This is a genomic window from Psychrobacter glacincola (assembly GCF_904846075.1).
GTDB lineage: Bacteria > Pseudomonadota > Gammaproteobacteria > Pseudomonadales > Moraxellaceae > Psychrobacter > Psychrobacter glacincola_C.
This window is the reverse complement of record NZ_CAJGZH010000001.1, coordinates 1,311,852-1,328,649: the sequence shown is the minus strand read 5'-3', so window position 1 is coordinate 1,328,649 and position 16,798 is coordinate 1,311,852. Positions and strand designations below refer to the sequence as shown.

Here is a 16,798-nt window from a genome sequence, read left to right as displayed (position 1 = left end):
AACTAACAGGAGCAAAAGCTATGAACAACGTTTATCCAAGGAGTTTTTCGCACATCGGCCTGTCAGTCCCTGACTTAGAAGCCGCCGTAAAATTTTATACTGAAGTAATGGGTTGGTACACCATCATGGAGCCAACAGAGATTGTTGAAGATAATAGCCCGATTGGTGAGATGTGTACTGAAGTATTCGGTTCAGGTTGGGGCAGTTTCCGTATTGCTCACCTATCTACTGGTGACCGTATCGGTGTTGAAATTTTTGAATTTAAAAATCAAGAAAACCCTGAAAATAACTTTGAATATTGGAAAACAGGTATCTTTCACTTTTGTGTTCAAGATCCAAATGTTGAAGAGTTGGCTGAGTGCATCGTTGCAGCAGGTGGTAAAAAGCGTATGGAAAAACCACGCTATTATTACCCTGGTGAAAAGCCTTACCGCATGATCTATATGGAAGACCCGTTTGGCAATATCGTCGAGATATACAGCCACAGCTACGAGCTTATTTATAGCGAAGGCGCATACTAAGTTCAGTGTAAATACAGCCTTGGCGTGTATCTGACTGATAAACAAATAGCGACCTCAGAATATGAGATCGCTATTTTTATTTGTCTGCTTTCTACATGAGCAACCTATTATATAAGAGGTAAGCCATGCTACTATTTAGGTAGCTATATATAGCATCTACCAAATGAAACAACCCATTATCAAGGATGATAAATGACAAACTCTGACGTTGCCTTAGACATGGATGACTTTCCCGTTATTAGAAAAGATGATAGAAAAAGTGGCGTGGTCACTCTCACCTTAAACCGACCAAAGCAATTCAATGCCTTATCCGTTGAGCTACTCTCTGCGCTACAAGCGGAACTGGACAGTATCGCTCAAGATGACAATATCCGTGTAGTCGTCATTGCAGCAAATGGTAAAGCGTTTTGTGCCGGTCACAATCTAAAAGAGATGCGCGCACATTCAGATGAAGCCTTTCAGCGCGCCCTATTCCAGCAATGCAGTCACATGATGCTCACTATTAATCGTATGCCGCAAGTCGTGATTGCAAAAGTGCAAGGCATCGCGACAGCAGCAGGGTGCCAACTGGTTGCCGCCTGTGATTTAGCCGTTGCCGCTGATGAAGCCAAATTTGCCACTTCAGGGATAAACGTTGGGCTTTTTTGCTCCACACCTGCTGTAGCCGTCAGTCGCAATCTACCTCGTAAGCAAGCGTTTGAGATGCTGATTACTGGTGAGTTTATCGATGCACATACCGCCTTGCAATATGGATTGATTAATCGAGTAGCGCCAGCGGGACAATTAGAGCAAGTCTTGCAGTCTTTAATCACAGCTATCACCGCCAAATCTCCAGTAGCGGTAAGAACTGGCAAAGATATGTTTTATAAGCAATTGAATATGAGCGTCGAAGATGCTTATGACTATGCCAGTGAAGTGATGACTTGTAATATGATGGCAGACGACGTGAGTGAAGGTATTGACGCCTTTGTTGAAAAGCGCCAAGCCGTATGGAAAGGATGCTAACGGTTTGACAAAAACACTCTGACTAAAGAAAGATGACGTTGCTATTATTATGAAGCCATTAAAGCGCCCACAATCATAAATGCAACGGCTATGAGTGATCTCAAAAATGGTGAACTGCACTCTGCCCAGCGAGTGATAATAAAGTATAAATTGGCAAATGGAAGAAATAGATATAACAGCCCCCACAGTACCGACTCTTGGAAGGCTATAATAATTAACTTAATACTATAAATAATGCACATGATGCTTGCGATGACAAGTAAAATAACACCTATGAACTCCACGTGAATTTCCTCAAAAACTTTAATAAAAGGCAAACTTATAATTAGCTAAAAAAGAGAGTCATAATATTGCTGCTATCAGTGCTAAAGCACTTTACAAGTTCTCAATATATATGAATTATCTCAGGACTGTTGCTGGCGTATAATAACAGGTAACGTGAAAAATACATAATATTATAAAACATAAGTTGAATAAATATGACTTAATCTGCTTTGATCGTTTATAAAAACATATTCACAACCAAACCATAAGATGACAAGAAAGGCCATGATATCGCTATCATGGCCTTTTTTAAACAACTACTACAATCAATCTGTTACTTACTCAGCGGCGATGGCAATCATCTCAACCAACAGCTCAGGACGTGCCAATGCAGACTCGCCACAAGCACGAGCTGGCGGCTGAATGCCTTCAAACCACTGGTCATAGACTTCATTCATAGCAGCAAAGTCTGCCATATCTTTTATCCAAACCGTTACTGATAGTAGCTTTGATTTATCGCTACCCACTTCTTCTAACAACGTTTGAATTTTTTCCAAACAAGTCAATGTTTGCGCTTTGATATCGTCTTCTGCATTACCTACCTGACCACACAAATAGATAGTCTGGTTATGGATTACAGTTTTGCTCATACGTTGATTGCTATGCAGCTTCTTAATCATGTTATATACCTTCAATTTATTAATTTAAGTCTGTGCTAAATCTGTCAAATGCGCTGTTAATTAGAAAAACGCTGAGCACTGAATGGCGCAACATCTACTAATAATGGCTTGTCATGAATCATCTCTTCAACCAGACGCCCTGTCATAGGCCCTAAAGTAAAGCCTTGATGACTGTGACCAAAGGCAAACCATAGTTTTTCATGCTTGTCTGCAGGACCAATAACTGGCTTCATATCAGGCATACAAGGACGTGATCCTGCCCATGCTTCAGACTCTACCGCGTCTTCTAACGGTAAGATTTTTCTTGCCAGCTTCAGAACCGTTTTTAATTGACCAAAGTTCTTTGGTGCATCCATGGTAGTCATCTCAGCACCGGTCGTGATACGGATACCCTGCTGCATTGGCCCCATCACAAAGCCTTTGTCCATATCGAACATACTGTGATTGATGGTGTTTTTTTCTGTCACTTTGAAATGCTGATGATAGCCACGCATTGGGAACAATGGCAGATTATAGCCAAGTGGCTTGATCAAATCATTAGACCATGGACCTGCTGCGATAACCAACTTATCACTATAATAAGTGTCATTATCAGTAATGATTTTCCAACCTTCACCGTCTTGTACGATTTCTTTTACATCGCTCTCTTTAATTGTACCGCCCATCTCTTGGAAATTTTTCGCATAGGCTTTTACTAGCGAACTTGGGTTTGACACTTGCCAAGAATTTTTCCAATGAATCGCACCAACGAAACCTTCAAAATTAGCGCTAGGCTCCATGGCTTTTAGCGCTTCAAGGTTTAGTACATTATGCTCAACGCCTTGATTGCGCGCATCAATGGCTGATGCTTGTGCTTCTTTAAACGTTTCTTCCGAGCGATGCAATTGCAACCAGCCGTCACGAGTGATTAGTTCGTCAGCACCAGATGCTGAAATCATTGTCTGATGCTCACTGGTACAATGCGCGATCAGTGTCTGCCATTCTGATTCTATTTTTTTGACCGAAGCGGGCGTAGAGTATTTCCAGTACTGTAGCAGCGCTTGATGGTAACGCAAAATTGCTGGAATACGATAGCGAATATCAGTGCCTTGGTTCGGCAATACTCTGATCATTTCAGTCAGTTGACGAGGAAAAGGATGGGTATGAATGGCTTCGCGCTGAATCAATCCTGCATTGCCATACGAGGTCTCTGACCCTGGCAACTTCTTGTCTAACATCAGTACTTTTGAATTATTTTTTTGTAAATGCCACGCGACTGACGTGCCAACCATACCTGCACCGATAACGATCACTTCATAGCGCATAACCTATCCTTTTCTTATGGTGTTAATACAGAGTATCTAATATGAGGGTCTAACGGAATAAGGTGGTAATAGTAACGCATTGAGCTGAATATTAAACCCCAATCTCATAAATATTTTTGCTATTAAATACTTTTGGTTATGGGGTTTTTGAAAAGGTATTTTTGATAGGAATAATGAGGGTTTGGTTGATAAAATAGTAACGATCAGCCATCATTTTTAAAAATACTAGATGCGACTTAGTGCTATCAATTTCTGTGCTATAGTTTGGTCTTTTTTTAATTTAGAAATGATCAGCCGCCTAAGCATTTTAATTATAAAATCTGATAAACAGTATTTATGATGTGCCAGCAAGGTCAGGGCTAATATTTGATGATTTGGAAGGTTTAACAAATGAGTATTTACGCACAAAGACTGGCCTCTCAAATTGAGTTCATCAAGCAGTGTGCTTTGATGAAAAAAGCGCCTACTCAAGATTTTGCTAAACACAGTGATTTCACTTGTACCGAGGAGCAATTATTAGGCTTGCCGGGTATCAACCTTAACATCACCGACGATACCCCAGAGGACGTTTGGCTTCGTTTAGAGCGATTGCGTGAAAATCCAGCGCCTAAACCCAACAGCGCACTGTTAGCACATTGGTTAAAGTTTCCAGTTAAGTTTAGCGAGCAACCGTCATTAAAAGAAAAAACATCTGTGCAATCATTCATCGATGATGGTCTGTTGTCTTCCACAGAAGTCGTTACTCCATTTGAAGTTGAAAACAGTCATCAAAATGAGTCGTTAGATGAAGCACCATTAAAGACAGAAGTTTATTTAAAAGACTTTCCTGACAGAGCATCTCTACAAGATGAATTTAACGATTACCTCAAAAGCATTTGGCAACCTTGGCTAGCAGAAGAAAAGCTCGTTCGCCAAAGCATTGCTTTGTATTCTAGTCTATTCATGCTGAATCAACAGCTTCAAGGCAATCTCGCTGATGCACAGCTAGAGTTAGTATGGGGTGTAGGTATTGCTCTAAGAAAAAGCGCTGATTATGAGCAAAGCAGCAAGCAAATAAAGTATCCACTATTGACGCAATCTGTTGAAATCACCTTAGATCAAAAGACAATGGCATTGCTAATCAAACCTACCCTATCTGCTCCCACGCTTGAAACGGAACCTTTTTCTATAGAAGAAAATCAGGGTTTAGCGAAGTTATTAAAGAACAGCAAAGAATTTTATGATTCAGAAGAGGTTTCCTTAAGTCCTTTTTTGCCAAGTAGCTATGAGCCCATCTTAAAATCAGCCGTTACTTTGCTTGACTCCTCTGGCGTTTATCAACCAGATCATACTAGTGCAGACGATCGAAAAATCCCTAAAGCGCAGAACAACCTGATTGTTACTGATACATGGGTCATTATGGCTCGTCCTAGAAGTAACAATATCTTTTTGCAAGACTTAAACAACTTATCCATTCAGCTAGAATCGGTCACTGATATCGATTTGCCGAGCGCTCTTAAGGCAATGCTGACAGAGCCTGCTACAGAAAATAAAGAAAATATACTGCCTGCTTATCGTGGTTTGTCTATGGTGAGTGGCAGTGATAGCTATATCGGCACGCCAGCCGAGCTATATTTCCCCAAAGCGTTCAACGATGAACAAGTACAAATCATACAACAGTTAGATGTTCACGATGGAGTCGTCGTTCAAGGCCCGCCCGGCACAGGCAAAACCCACACTATTGCCAATGTCATTTGTCATTACTTAGCACTTGGCAAGCAGGTACTGGTCACGTCGATGAAAGACCCTGCGCTAAAAATGCTACAAGGGCAACTGCCTGAATCTATTCGCCCTCTCGCCGTTAGTCTACTGACCAGTGAAAACGAAGGGTTAAAGCAGTTTGAACATACCATCAAAAAAATATCGAGCGAAGTGTCTAGTATCAATCGCGAGGCCTATAAGAAAGACATCCTCATGCTTGATAATCAAATTGATACCATCCATGCACAGTTAGCCAGCACTGATCATAAAATTACGGCTTGGGCACGGTTAAACCTTGATGATATCACTATCGACAATGAAACTATCAAGCCCATAGATGCCGCGACTGAGGTTGCTCAAAACAGACAGCTTACCGAAAGCTTTCCCGATAAGTTGGGTATCGAAGAAACCTTTAAACCTCGATTTACTCATGCTGATATCACAGCGCTAAAAGATGCAAGAGTAAATCTCGGCAATGATTTGGGTTATCTTAATAAAAAGATTCCTGCCGTTGCAGACATGCCTCCTACCAACGCTATCAAGCAACTTCATAAGGATTTGAGCTATCTCAATGAGTCGCAAGCAGCTGAACAGCAAGGGGCGCTACCAAGCTTAATCAATGACAGTGCTAGTACGATAGATATTGCTCAAAAAACCACTACTCATACATCTCATTTAATTGATTTGCTGCAAAAAATTGTCGCGGCTGGGCAGCGCTGGACGACGGATATTCAGCAGCATCTATCTAATGAGACTAAACAAGACATCATCGGCCATCTCACTATACTGAACGATGAGATCAAAGCGCTTTTTGATGAGAGAACTGTTTATTTAACCAAACCTATTACAATGGCTGATGATTTTGATAAAAATCCAAAGCTCATTGACGCGGTGAAAAATTTATCTGAAGGCAAAAAGCCATTTGGTCTCGCTGGCATTTTTGGTAAATCTGCTGAGAAGAAAAGCCTTGAGTCTATTACGATAGTCTCGTCAGCGCCATCAAGTACGGCAGACTGGCAGTATATATCCAGCTTTATAACGTTTAGAAAAAAATCTCAAGCGCTTATCCTTCGCTGGAATGCTTTATCAAATGAGCTGTCCTTACCGATATTTGAGGTATCGGCCAATAATCTGTCTACGTTACATTCAGCCGTTCATCTATACGATGAAGTCGTTGCTAGTAACAACTTGCAGCGCAGTATCAAGCAGGCGTTAAGCACTATATTCATAGATTGGGATATTATTTCTGCAGCATCGTATGACACAGATATTTTGACTGAGATTGAAAGTGTTCTTAAACAACATTTAAAGAGACATAATCTGGCTGAAAGTCTCACGTTAAAAGAGACCTTACTCAATAACCTTGCTGATTGTACAGGCACGATTATTGAAAAAATGACGGCCTTTGTCACTCAAAATATTGGTGACCCGAGTTTATCTGATGATGAATTACAAGCAGACTATCAAGAACTGCTTAATGAGCTGCAACGAGTAAATAATCTTGCAACAGACTTACAGACAGTCGCTGACGTTACCCAACTCATTGAAGATAACGGTGCACCGCTTTGGGCAAAGAAATTGCGTTATGAACCTCATAATAATTCTCAAGACACCTTGGCATCAGATAACTGGCAGCAGATTTGGCGAATTGCTAGATTGACCAGCTTTATAGACAGCATCGATGGTCGCAAAGAGTTGGTTCAACTGGCCAAAACTCGTGGCAATTTAGAAGTAAATCTGGCAAGACTCTATCAAGAAGCCATCACCAAAAGAGCTTGGCTAAAGGTCGCAGAAAATGCGACGCCAAACGTAAGAGCATCTTTAGAAAAATACCGCTCTGCCATTATGCGTATCGGTAAAGGAACCGGCAAAGGCGCGCATTATTATCGCCGTGAAGCGCGAGAAGCCTCTGCGGGAGCAAGTGCTGCTATCCCGTGTTGGATTATGCCGCATTATCGTATTTCTGAATCCTTGCCAGCAGAGTTTGGCAGTTTTGACTTGGTTATCATCGATGAAGCCTCTCAATCTGATTTAACGGCATTACCAGCCATTATGAGAGCCAAAAAAGTGCTAATCGTTGGTGACGATAAGCAAGTATCGCCAGAAGGTGTCGGTCTCGACATCGAAAAAATTCGCAATCTGATGGCACAGTATTTGAGCAATCAAGTCCCTGTCTATCGCTCACAGATGTCGCCTGATCGTTCAATCTACGATTTATTCAAAGTCGTTTTTGCAGATAGCAGTGTGATGCTAAAAGAACATTTTCGCAGTGTTGCACCTATTATTGAGTTCTCAAAACGTGAGTTTTACAATCATGAGCTGATACCTTTACGTAAAGCCAAGCCCTCAGAACGCTTAGACCCACCATTGATTGATGTTTATGTCACTGATGGCTATCGTCTTAAAGGCTCTGATATTAATCCTTCAGAAGTCAGATTTATTGTCGATGAAATCAAGTTCATCGTTTCTGATCCAGCTTACAAAGGTAAAACCATCGGTGTTGTCTCATTGCTAGGCAATAAGCAAGCACATAATATTATGGAGATACTCAACAAAGAACTAGATGAAGCGGTAATGACTGCTTTTGACATCGCTTGCGGTGATGCCAGAACCTTTCAAGGTAAAGAGCGCGATATCATGTTTTTGTCATTGGTAGTGGTACCCGGAGCGGCCCATGCACAAACGAGAGACACTTTCGCCCAGCGGATGAATGTCGCTGCTTCAAGAGCGCGCGATAGAATGTATTTAGTACGTAGTATTGAACTGGATGAACTAAGCCAAGCCGATTACTACCGAGCAGAGCTTATTAAACACTTTCAAGCGCCATTTATGCAAAATGAAGAGCAAGTAGCTGACTTGAGTGATAAATGTGAGTCTCCCTTTGAGACAGAAGTCTTCGATCTTTTGGTGGAGAGAGGCTATCGAGTGGTTTCACAGGTCAAAGCAGGTGCCTACCGAATCGATATGGTTGTCGAGGGTGAAAACGATAACAGTCTAGCCATTGAATGTGATGGCGATAGATATCATGGGCCTGACAAATGGGACAGCGATATGCAACGTCAGCGTATTTTAGAGCGTGCTGGCTGGAAATTTTGGCGCTGCTTTGCGTCCACTTTTGTCACTCGTAAAAATGAAGTTATCCAAGATTTATTTGCAGAATTGGAACGTTTAGAGATTTATCCAATCACTACCGACACGGCATATAGCAGCTCGTATGTTGAATCTAGAATCGTCACTACGGTTGAAAAATTATAAACCGTAAAAGATAGTCGTATCCAGCGAGTTGGTAGACACTTAAATATCAGGAACATAAACGATATCAAAGTCAGGCTCAAACATTGAAAAACGAGTATGAATCATCTACAGATACTGAACAGTGCTCTACAACCGTTGCTTGATAAATACTGGATGACGATAAGGCACCAGATATCATACTTTGGAATTGTGTTTTATCAACTTAATAAATATCGATATTAATTCGCTTTTTATGTTCAGACAATCCCATAAAATTATTAGTATAATTTCCTTAAATTCTTAACAAAATATCACTGTAGCCTGTTATGACGCTTAAGCCTTTATTCGTATCTTTGTTTATCTTGCCGCTATTTACTATGACTGCCTGTGCCAAAGAGCCTTCGGTTGATAGCGACGGCATCCCGAAAACTCGAGACAATTTAACCGATGCTGAACAGCAGCAGTTAGACGACTTTTTAGCGAAGCAAAAAGCCAATATGCGCTTTATTGAAGGTGGCAGCTTTGAGATGGGTGATTTTGGTCCTAAGCTCGACTGGACCGATGGCTTGCCCTTAACTGGACAATCTGATAATAAACCGCTGCATAAAGTGACGCTTGATAGCTTTAGTATGAATGCCTACAAGGCAACCTATAGCGACTTTGATATCTATAGTATGGCAACAGGGCAAGATGAAGAGGGAATGCAACCTATAACAATAGAGATACGCCAACCGAATGCAGCAGCTGGTATTAATTGGCAAACGGCACAGCACTACTGTCAATGGTTAGGTCAACAGCTAGATGTACCCATGAGCCTGCCAACCGAAGCACAGTGGGAATATGCTGCGCGTAATCGCGGACAATATATATTATTTCCAACCGATACGGGAGAGATAGATCCTGGACGTAATATGTGGACGTATGAAGAGCAAAGTAAGTTTAGCAATAAATATAATACTTCTTTAGCGGTTCCTATGTTGGGATTCTATCCTCCTAATCTTCTAGGACTCTATGATTTAGTCAATCAAAACTACGAATGGATGATCGATTGGTACGATCCAGAATATTATACTAATAGTCCAGAGCATAACCCGCAAGGATCAGAGACAGGCACTGAGAAAGTATTACGAGGTGTGACTGCTACTGAAGGCTCAGCAGGTAATGTACATGCGGGAGGTGCAGTTACCATTAAGCGATTTCAGAAACAACCAAACCCGCCTCTAATATCTGATGATACTAATGTGAATCAAAATGCTTTCACTTCTGCACGTTGTGTGGCTAATTTTAGTAAGTCTATGTCATAAAGAAACATTACGCTCTGATTGGTTAGACATCATAAGTATCATCACCATTTCTTTTGATTGGTGATGTATCTTTAAAACTGTCAAAGACTGAACGACTATAAACAAATTTAAGAGCTTGAATATGAAAAAACTACTTACCACCATACTGGATCATCACTCTCATCTATAGTCTTTTTAATTGTCTCGACCGTTACCTCATCAGCAGATAGCTCTGCGATGAAGCGTGAGACTTTATCGAAGTATCCTGAGTAACTTGAAAAATAATCGGGAGCGGTTAAAAATAATTGGCTCTTGGCCCGACTACAAGCAACATAAAATAACTTACGCTCCTCTTCTAGCGCCTCAAAGTCATCCAACGAGCGATGATGCGGCGTGATACCATCGACCAATGAATTAACAAACACCACTGGCCACTCCAGCCCTTTGGCACTGTGAATGGTCGAAATAGTCACTTTATCTGTGTCATTATCCTCTGGTTTATCCATGGCTGCGACCGAATCATTAGGCGGATCGAGTGCCAAATTTTCTAAGAAGTTATCAAGGCTACTGTGTTCTATTGCCAAATTTTTGAGCACACGAAAGTCCTCGTTGCGCTCTCGCCAATTTTCCTCAATCGTTTTTAGGATGGGAACATAAAACGCTAAAACATGCTCGATGACTGTCTCGACGGATTCAGCCTGATTTGCCTTAGTCAGCGTATTATATAAAGGCTCAAGCTGTGCGCTTTTTTTAGCAAACTTTGGCGTGAGTAGTGGCTCAAAGGAGTTGTCATCGGCATTAATCGCTTGGGTCAAACGCGTCGCGGTGACCGTCCCCACGCCTTGGAACAAGGTCAAAATACGGTGCCAAGCAATCGTATCATTCGGGTTGTAGAGTACTTTAACAAAAGCCAAAACGTCTTTGATATGTCGCCTTTCAATAAACTTAATACCGCCCACCACAATGAATGGAATATGACGCTCCATAAACTCTAGTTGCACATAGTTAGATTGAAACGACGTGCGGCACAGTACCGCAAAATCATTGTAATCATAATCCGACTTTAGCTCGATGATTTTTTCGGCGATATACTTGGCTTCTTTTGTCTCGTCACTTAAACGGCTAAATACTGGTTTTTGCCCAATTATTGATGCGCCAGAGTACAATTTTTTTTGATAGCCTAGCGTGATCTGCGCTGACAGAGCATTGATATAATCCAAAACAGCAGGCGTACTGCGATAGTTTTGCTCGAGCTTAATCAGCTTGGCATCGGGATAGGTCTCACCGAATAACAGAATGTTTTCGTAATTGGCACCGCGGAAAGCATAAATACTTTGATTGTCATCACCGACTACCATCAGCGAGACCGACTCAGATGCACCAATCAAATCTATCAGCTGCTTTTGCGGAATGTTGGTGTCTTGATATTCATCAACCATGATGTAGCGATATTGGTTTTGTAGCATTTGGCGAAAGGTATCATTCGTCTTCAAATGGCGCACGACCTGACTGATAATATCGTCAAAATCGTAGAGATGATTGGCACGCTTATACTCATGAAAATCGACCGCCAATTGTTCGATAATAGGAATATGCACGGCGATATCAGGATAACTGCTTTCGATTAAATCACGGATATGAATACGTCTATTCCGAGAGCTAGAAATAATATTTTGCAGTGTCTTTTTGCGCGGGAATGCTTGGCTCTTATTTTGCGCGGTATACTTTTTTTCTTTGTGAATTAAGTCGATGGCATCTTCACTATCGCCCGTGTCTAAAATCGTAAATCGCGGATTGATACCGAGCAGCCCTGAATACTGACGCAGCAGCATATTACAGAATGAGTGAAAAGTACCACTGGTGATATCGTTGAGCCGCTTATCCGTTGGCAGTTTATCCTTTACCAAGTCTTCATCAGACTGTTTATTAAATAAGGTATTCGCAAGTAAGGTTTTGGCACGGCTTTTTATTTCATTGGCGGTTTTACGGGTAAAGGTCAGTAGCAAGATGCTTTTGGGCGTGACCCCATTCTCTAACAAATAACTGGTACGGTACGTGAGCGTTTTGGTCTTGCCAGAGCCTGCACCTGCAATGACCAACACTTTGCCTTCGATAGTGGTGGCTGCTAATAGTTGGTCAGGATTTAACTCACGGGCATAGTTTACTTTCAATCCTAATTCACTATTGAGCCTTTGATTCAGTAGCTCAATATTTGCATCATCATTAGCATCGATTAAATTTGCCTCTAGCTTTTTAATCGCCTGCTCAAGTCGTGCCAGCTTGGGCTTAATCTCGATGAAATTCTGGGGATAATTGTAGTGGCGCGTATCGAAAATCGTGGGTGTCATTATAGGGTTTTGCCTTTCGTTTTATTTTAGCGGCCTTTATCAATACGGCGCATTTATACATAGTGTTTTGCAGATTTGACTGAGCGCGCTTGGTGTTCATAATGAAGATTACTCGTACAGTGTAACGAGTCGTAGGCGCTTACCTGTCATACGCCTACAAGCCAAACTATCGTTTTATAGCACAGCTTACCATAATCGATAAAACAGCAAAATTGCCAGTAATGACCAAACTCAAAATCTCAGTATACAATACAACAACCTCACCCCTATTCAGGTAAATTTGCTACAATATGCCCAATTTTGATTTATCATTTAACCAATCTTTATACCAACTGATTTTATTATTATATTGAGAGAATGTTATGGGTTTTAATTGCGGCATCGTCGGCCTACCAAACGTGGGTAAATCTACCTTGTTTAATGCGTTGACCAAAGCGGGTATCGCCGCTGAAAACTTTCCATTTTGTACCAAAGATCCCAACACAGGTATCGTACCAGTACCTGACCCACGCCTAAAGAAACTGGCTGATATCGTTAAGCCTGAGCGCGTATTACCAACGACGATGGAGTTTGTGGATATCGCAGGTCTAGTCGCTGGTGCTTCAAAAGGCGAAGGCATGGGCAACCAGTTCCTAGCCAATATCCGTGAGACTGATGCGATTGCGCACGTCGTACGCTGTTTTGATGATGACAACGTCGTCCACGTTGATGGTCGCGTCAGCCCTATTGATGATATCGAAACCATTAATACTGAATTGGCATTGGCAGATTTAGAGGCCGTTGAGCGTGCCATTCACAACCAAACCAAAAAGGCCAAAGGTGGTGATAAAGACGCGCAAGCATTGCTTGATATCTTTAAAAAAGTTGAGCCTTTATTAGCAGAAGGTAAAGCGGCACGCGCAGCGAACCTAGATGCTGATGAGAAAAAGCTCATCAGAAGTTATGGTTTAATCACCCTAAAACCAACCATGTATATCGCCAACGTCAGTGAAGATGGCTTTGAAAACAACCCTTACCTTGATGCGGTACGCAACTATGCGACTGGCGAAGATTCTATCGTTATCGCTCTATGCAACCAAATCGAATCTGAAATCGCTCAGCTTGATGAAGACGACAAAAAAGACTTCCTAGCTGAGATGGATATGGAAGAAGCCGGACTTGATCAAGTCATTCGCGGTGGTTATGATTTGCTAGATATGCAGACTTACTTTACTGCTGGTGTTAAAGAGGTGCGCGCTTGGACGGTTGCAGTTGGCGCAACGGCTCCGCAAGCCGCTGGCGTGATTCATACCGATTTTGAGCGCGGCTTCATTCGTGCTGAGGTCATTGCGTATGACGACTTTATCGAATACAACGGTGAAAAAGGCGCAGCTGCCGCTGGCAAATCACGCTTAGAAGGCAAAACCTATATCGTACAAGATGGCGATATCATGCACTTTAGATTTAACGTGTAACGTTAAGCGGTGCATCCTGACTGATAGTTAATAAGCCGATGTTGGAAATTCTCCATCATCGGCTTTATTTTATCTTAACATTGTTATATTATAACATATCTTTATTTTACTATTTGAGGACTTATACTGTGACTGACTATTTCTCTTTTTCTAGATTTGCCAGTGTTGCGCTTGTAGGAAGTATCATGACAGGCTCTCTATTGGGCTGTCAGCCTAATGCAGAAAGTGATACGGTAGTATCTGAAGAAATAACACCCGTAGACGATCACGCTGAACATGCTCATGAAGAGCACGAAGGGCACGATGCTATGGAACAAGGTCATGAAGGACATAGTCATGAAAGTCATAGCCACGAGGAAAGCGCGCATGCAGGACACGATCATGCAGAACATGCCAGCAACAGCACACCATTCTCTTGTGAGCCTACGGCTACTATCGGCGTGTCCTACCATGATGATACTACACCACAGACAGTGCACCTACTGATCGATGGTATCGAATACGATTTGACCGCTACCTCTGATAGCGACGCCAGTACTGAAAAAACCATCTATACTAGTGATATCGGATTAGATAACACCCATGGCATTATATGGCAAGTAAATAGTGACAAGGCAACGTTGCGAAATAAAACATTGGGCAGCAATGTAGCTATCGAAGAGGAAGAAGTGCTTTTTAACTGCCAGAAATCTTAGTAGCTGTACCAAGGGCGCTATTTTGCTATGCTAGAGGCTTCCTTGGTTTCGGATGTTTCAATATGCTAACTACTCCAACCTCTTTGCCGTCTCCTACCACACAATGGTCTCGCCTTCTCAACTCGCAGCGTCTTGGTGCTGCCAAAAAGTTTAACGCCAATACGAGTACTCGCTCTCAGTTTCACAAAGACTACGACAGACTGGTATTTTCTCACTCCTTTCGGCAGTTGAATCAAAAAACCCAAGTCCATCCATTAACCAATCAGCTCGGTATCCATACACGTCTGACTCATTCGCTTGAGGTCTCCTCTATTGGACGCTCTTTAGCAATGATGGCAGCAGAAAAGCTCCATGATAAATTAGCCAGCGGTCTACCAGCAGGCGTATCGCCAGCCGATGTCGGTGTCATTGTACAAGCAGCGTGCCTCGCTCACGATATTGGCAACCCGCCTTTTGGTCATGCGGGAGAGTATGCCATTCGAGATTGGTTTAGGCAGCCTGACCCTGAAGCGATATTACAAAAGTTAAGTAGCAACGAGCGCTTGGACTTGCTGGCCTACGAAGGTAATGCACAAGGGTTTCGACTGTTGGCGCGTAATGAGCACCATCCTGATAAAGGTGGTATGCGTCTCACTTGTGCAACGCTAGGCGCTTTTATGAAGTATCCGTGGCTTGCCTCTCACAGCAACGATGTCAATGATAAACACCACCATCAAAATGTACAAAAATTTGGCTGCTTTTATAGTGAGTCAGCACAATTAGAAGAGTTGGCAGCCTGTTTGCATTTACCACGTTCAACACAGCACGACGGTTTTGCGCGTCATCCGCTGGCTTATTTACTAGAAGCAGCAGACGATATTTGCTATGCCTTGATCGATTTAGAAGATGGTATCAATCTCAATATGCTGACCTATAGTGAGGTTGCCGCCATATTTTATGAGCTGATTGGTGAGCGCCCTAACAGTATCAATCTGCCCGTACACATGTCTGTCAGGCAGAGCTTAGCGTCATTGCGAGCCCGTGCGATGATGCGCTTGGTCAATACCGTGACTGATGCTTTCGTCGCCAACAGTGATGCATTGCTGGCTGGTACACTACAAGGCAGTCTATTTACCCATTGTGATGCAAATGTGCAAAATGGCATCTTGCAGGCCAAGCAATTGGCACGCGAAAAAATATTCAATCACCCAAGCAAAGTACGTATGGAATTGATGGCCAATCAATGCTTGCACCGATTATTAGACGCCTTTGTACCACTGGCTTGGACAAAGGCAAAAGCTACCCCCATCTCCTTTGAGCAGCAGCGCCTATTAATGTTGTTACAGCCACATCTCGATGAGCATCGGCGGATATTATCAGATAATGTCTATCACAATATTTTAAATATATTGGACTTTATCACTGGGATGAATGATCATGAGGCGTATCGATTGGCACAAGAGTTACAAGGCCATTGGGGTGCAATGGTTTAAAAGACCCGTGCAAGTTTAGTAAATTAACACAAGTTGCGTATTTCAGTCGTATTTTTACGCTGAAATGAGTATGATAAACCCTTATTGGACAATTTTGAAATATTATGAGCAGTCGCGAACAAAAGAAACTTCAAACTCGGCACGCCTTTTTTAATGCCGTGCTTGATTTATGTATGACAGGGCAGTCTTTTAGCTCAATCAGCCTCAGGCAAGTAACGCGTGAGGTTGGCGTGGTGCCGACCGCTTTTTATCGGCATTTTGATGACATGGAATCGCTTGGTCGAGCATTGGTGGTAGAAGAGCTAGGCGGTACGCTGGCGATCCTAAGCGATAGCTTGCAAATTGGGCGTAAACGTAGCTTTGATCGCCAAATTGCTAAGAGCATTCAGCTGTTCTTGTATATGGTTAGTGATCAGCCTTATTACTGGCAATTTTTAGTCAGTGAGCGCTACGGTGGCTCAGAAGCTGTACGCAAAGCCATTAATGAACTTGTCAAAAAACATGCTCAAAGCTTGGCTGATGATTTAGCGCTACAGCCTGCTTTTACTCATATCAATGCCTATGACCGTCGCCTACTGGCTGAAGCTGGGGTAAATATGTTCTTTTCTTGGATTATCGATTGGTTGGAGCTGACTTATACTGAAGACCATGATGATGAAATCGATCTGAATGAGATTGAAGAAAATAAACAGCTGATGCTCCATAATTGCACTCGCCAAGCACAAATGCTGTTTTATGGGGCTTATAACTGGAAGTCTACGGAAGAGACGCACTTAGGAGATTAGGTGACGTCAGCTA

General features: G+C 42.3%; 11 protein-coding genes. 8 read left to right on the top strand and 3 right to left on the bottom strand.

Going from position 1 to position 16,798, the window contains the following annotated elements; translation table 11 throughout:
* The first annotated feature begins 20 nt into the window (after window positions 1–20).
* Both JMW85_RS05660 and JMW85_RS05655 read left to right on the top strand, forming a co-directional pair.
* Window positions 21–521, top strand: a complete 501-nt coding sequence (locus tag JMW85_RS05660) for a lactoylglutathione lyase family protein (protein ID WP_201559765.1) — start codon at window positions 21–23, stop codon at window positions 519–521.
* Window positions 522–713: 192 nt separating this feature from the next.
* Window positions 714–1,526 carry an enoyl-CoA hydratase gene (locus tag JMW85_RS05655; RefSeq protein WP_201581170.1) on the top strand — a complete coding sequence of 271 codons (813 nt, stop codon included), beginning with the start codon at window positions 714–716 and terminating at the stop codon, window positions 1,524–1,526.
* Window positions 1,527–2,128: 602 nt separating this feature from the next.
* Here the strand turns inward: JMW85_RS05655 and JMW85_RS05650 are convergent.
* Window positions 2,129–2,467 (bottom strand): RidA family protein, encoded by a 339-nt coding sequence (locus tag JMW85_RS05650; protein WP_055124581.1) that lies wholly within the window; start codon window positions 2,465–2,467, stop codon window positions 2,129–2,131.
* A gap of 59 nt (window positions 2,468–2,526) precedes the next feature.
* Window positions 2,527–3,774: an NAD(P)/FAD-dependent oxidoreductase gene (locus JMW85_RS05645; protein WP_109590201.1), complete on the bottom strand. Its 1,248-nt coding sequence runs from the start codon at window positions 3,772–3,774 to the stop codon at window positions 2,527–2,529.
* Window positions 3,775–4,164: 390 nt separating this feature from the next.
* On the opposite strand from JMW85_RS05645, the gene JMW85_RS05640 reads away from it, so the two are divergent.
* Together JMW85_RS05640 and JMW85_RS05635 are read left to right on the top strand one after the other, a co-directional pair.
* The gene (locus JMW85_RS05640; protein ID WP_201581169.1) at window positions 4,165–8,769 is read left to right on the top strand and encodes an AAA domain-containing protein; all 4,605 of its coding nucleotides are present in this window, start codon (window positions 4,165–4,167) and stop codon (window positions 8,767–8,769) included.
* A gap of 305 nt (window positions 8,770–9,074) precedes the next feature.
* Window positions 9,075–10,052: a formylglycine-generating enzyme family protein gene (locus JMW85_RS05635; protein WP_201581168.1), complete on the top strand. Its 978-nt coding sequence runs from the start codon at window positions 9,075–9,077 to the stop codon at window positions 10,050–10,052.
* A 134-nt stretch (window positions 10,053–10,186) separates the two neighbouring features.
* Here the strand turns inward: JMW85_RS05635 and JMW85_RS05630 are convergent, their stop codons facing one another.
* The gene (locus JMW85_RS05630; RefSeq protein ID WP_201581167.1) at window positions 10,187–12,379 is read right to left on the bottom strand and encodes an ATP-dependent helicase; all 2,193 of its coding nucleotides are present in this window, start codon (window positions 12,377–12,379) and stop codon (window positions 10,187–10,189) included.
* A gap of 362 nt (window positions 12,380–12,741) precedes the next feature.
* Between JMW85_RS05630 and ychF the strand changes: the two genes are divergently transcribed.
* The 4 genes from ychF to JMW85_RS05610 all read left to right on the top strand — a co-directional run bounded on the left by ychF (window position 12,742) and on the right by JMW85_RS05610 (window position 16,785).
* The gene (gene ychF / locus JMW85_RS05625) at window positions 12,742–13,833 is read left to right on the top strand and encodes a redox-regulated ATPase YchF (RefSeq protein WP_201501482.1); all 1,092 of its coding nucleotides are present in this window, start codon (window positions 12,742–12,744) and stop codon (window positions 13,831–13,833) included.
* 185 nt (window positions 13,834–14,018) lie between these two features.
* Window positions 14,019–14,528, top strand: a complete 510-nt coding sequence (locus tag JMW85_RS14385; protein ID WP_201559761.1) for a hypothetical protein — start codon at window positions 14,019–14,021, stop codon at window positions 14,526–14,528.
* A gap of 62 nt (window positions 14,529–14,590) precedes the next feature.
* Window positions 14,591–16,000 carry a deoxyguanosinetriphosphate triphosphohydrolase gene (locus JMW85_RS05615; RefSeq protein WP_201581166.1) on the top strand — a complete coding sequence of 470 codons (1,410 nt, stop codon included), beginning with the start codon at window positions 14,591–14,593 and terminating at the stop codon, window positions 15,998–16,000.
* Window positions 16,001–16,104: 104 nt separating this feature from the next.
* A complete protein-coding gene (locus JMW85_RS05610; RefSeq protein WP_045446867.1) occupies window positions 16,105–16,785 on the top strand; it encodes a TetR family transcriptional regulator in 681 nt (226 codons plus the stop codon).
* Window positions 16,786–16,798 lie beyond the last annotated feature (13 nt).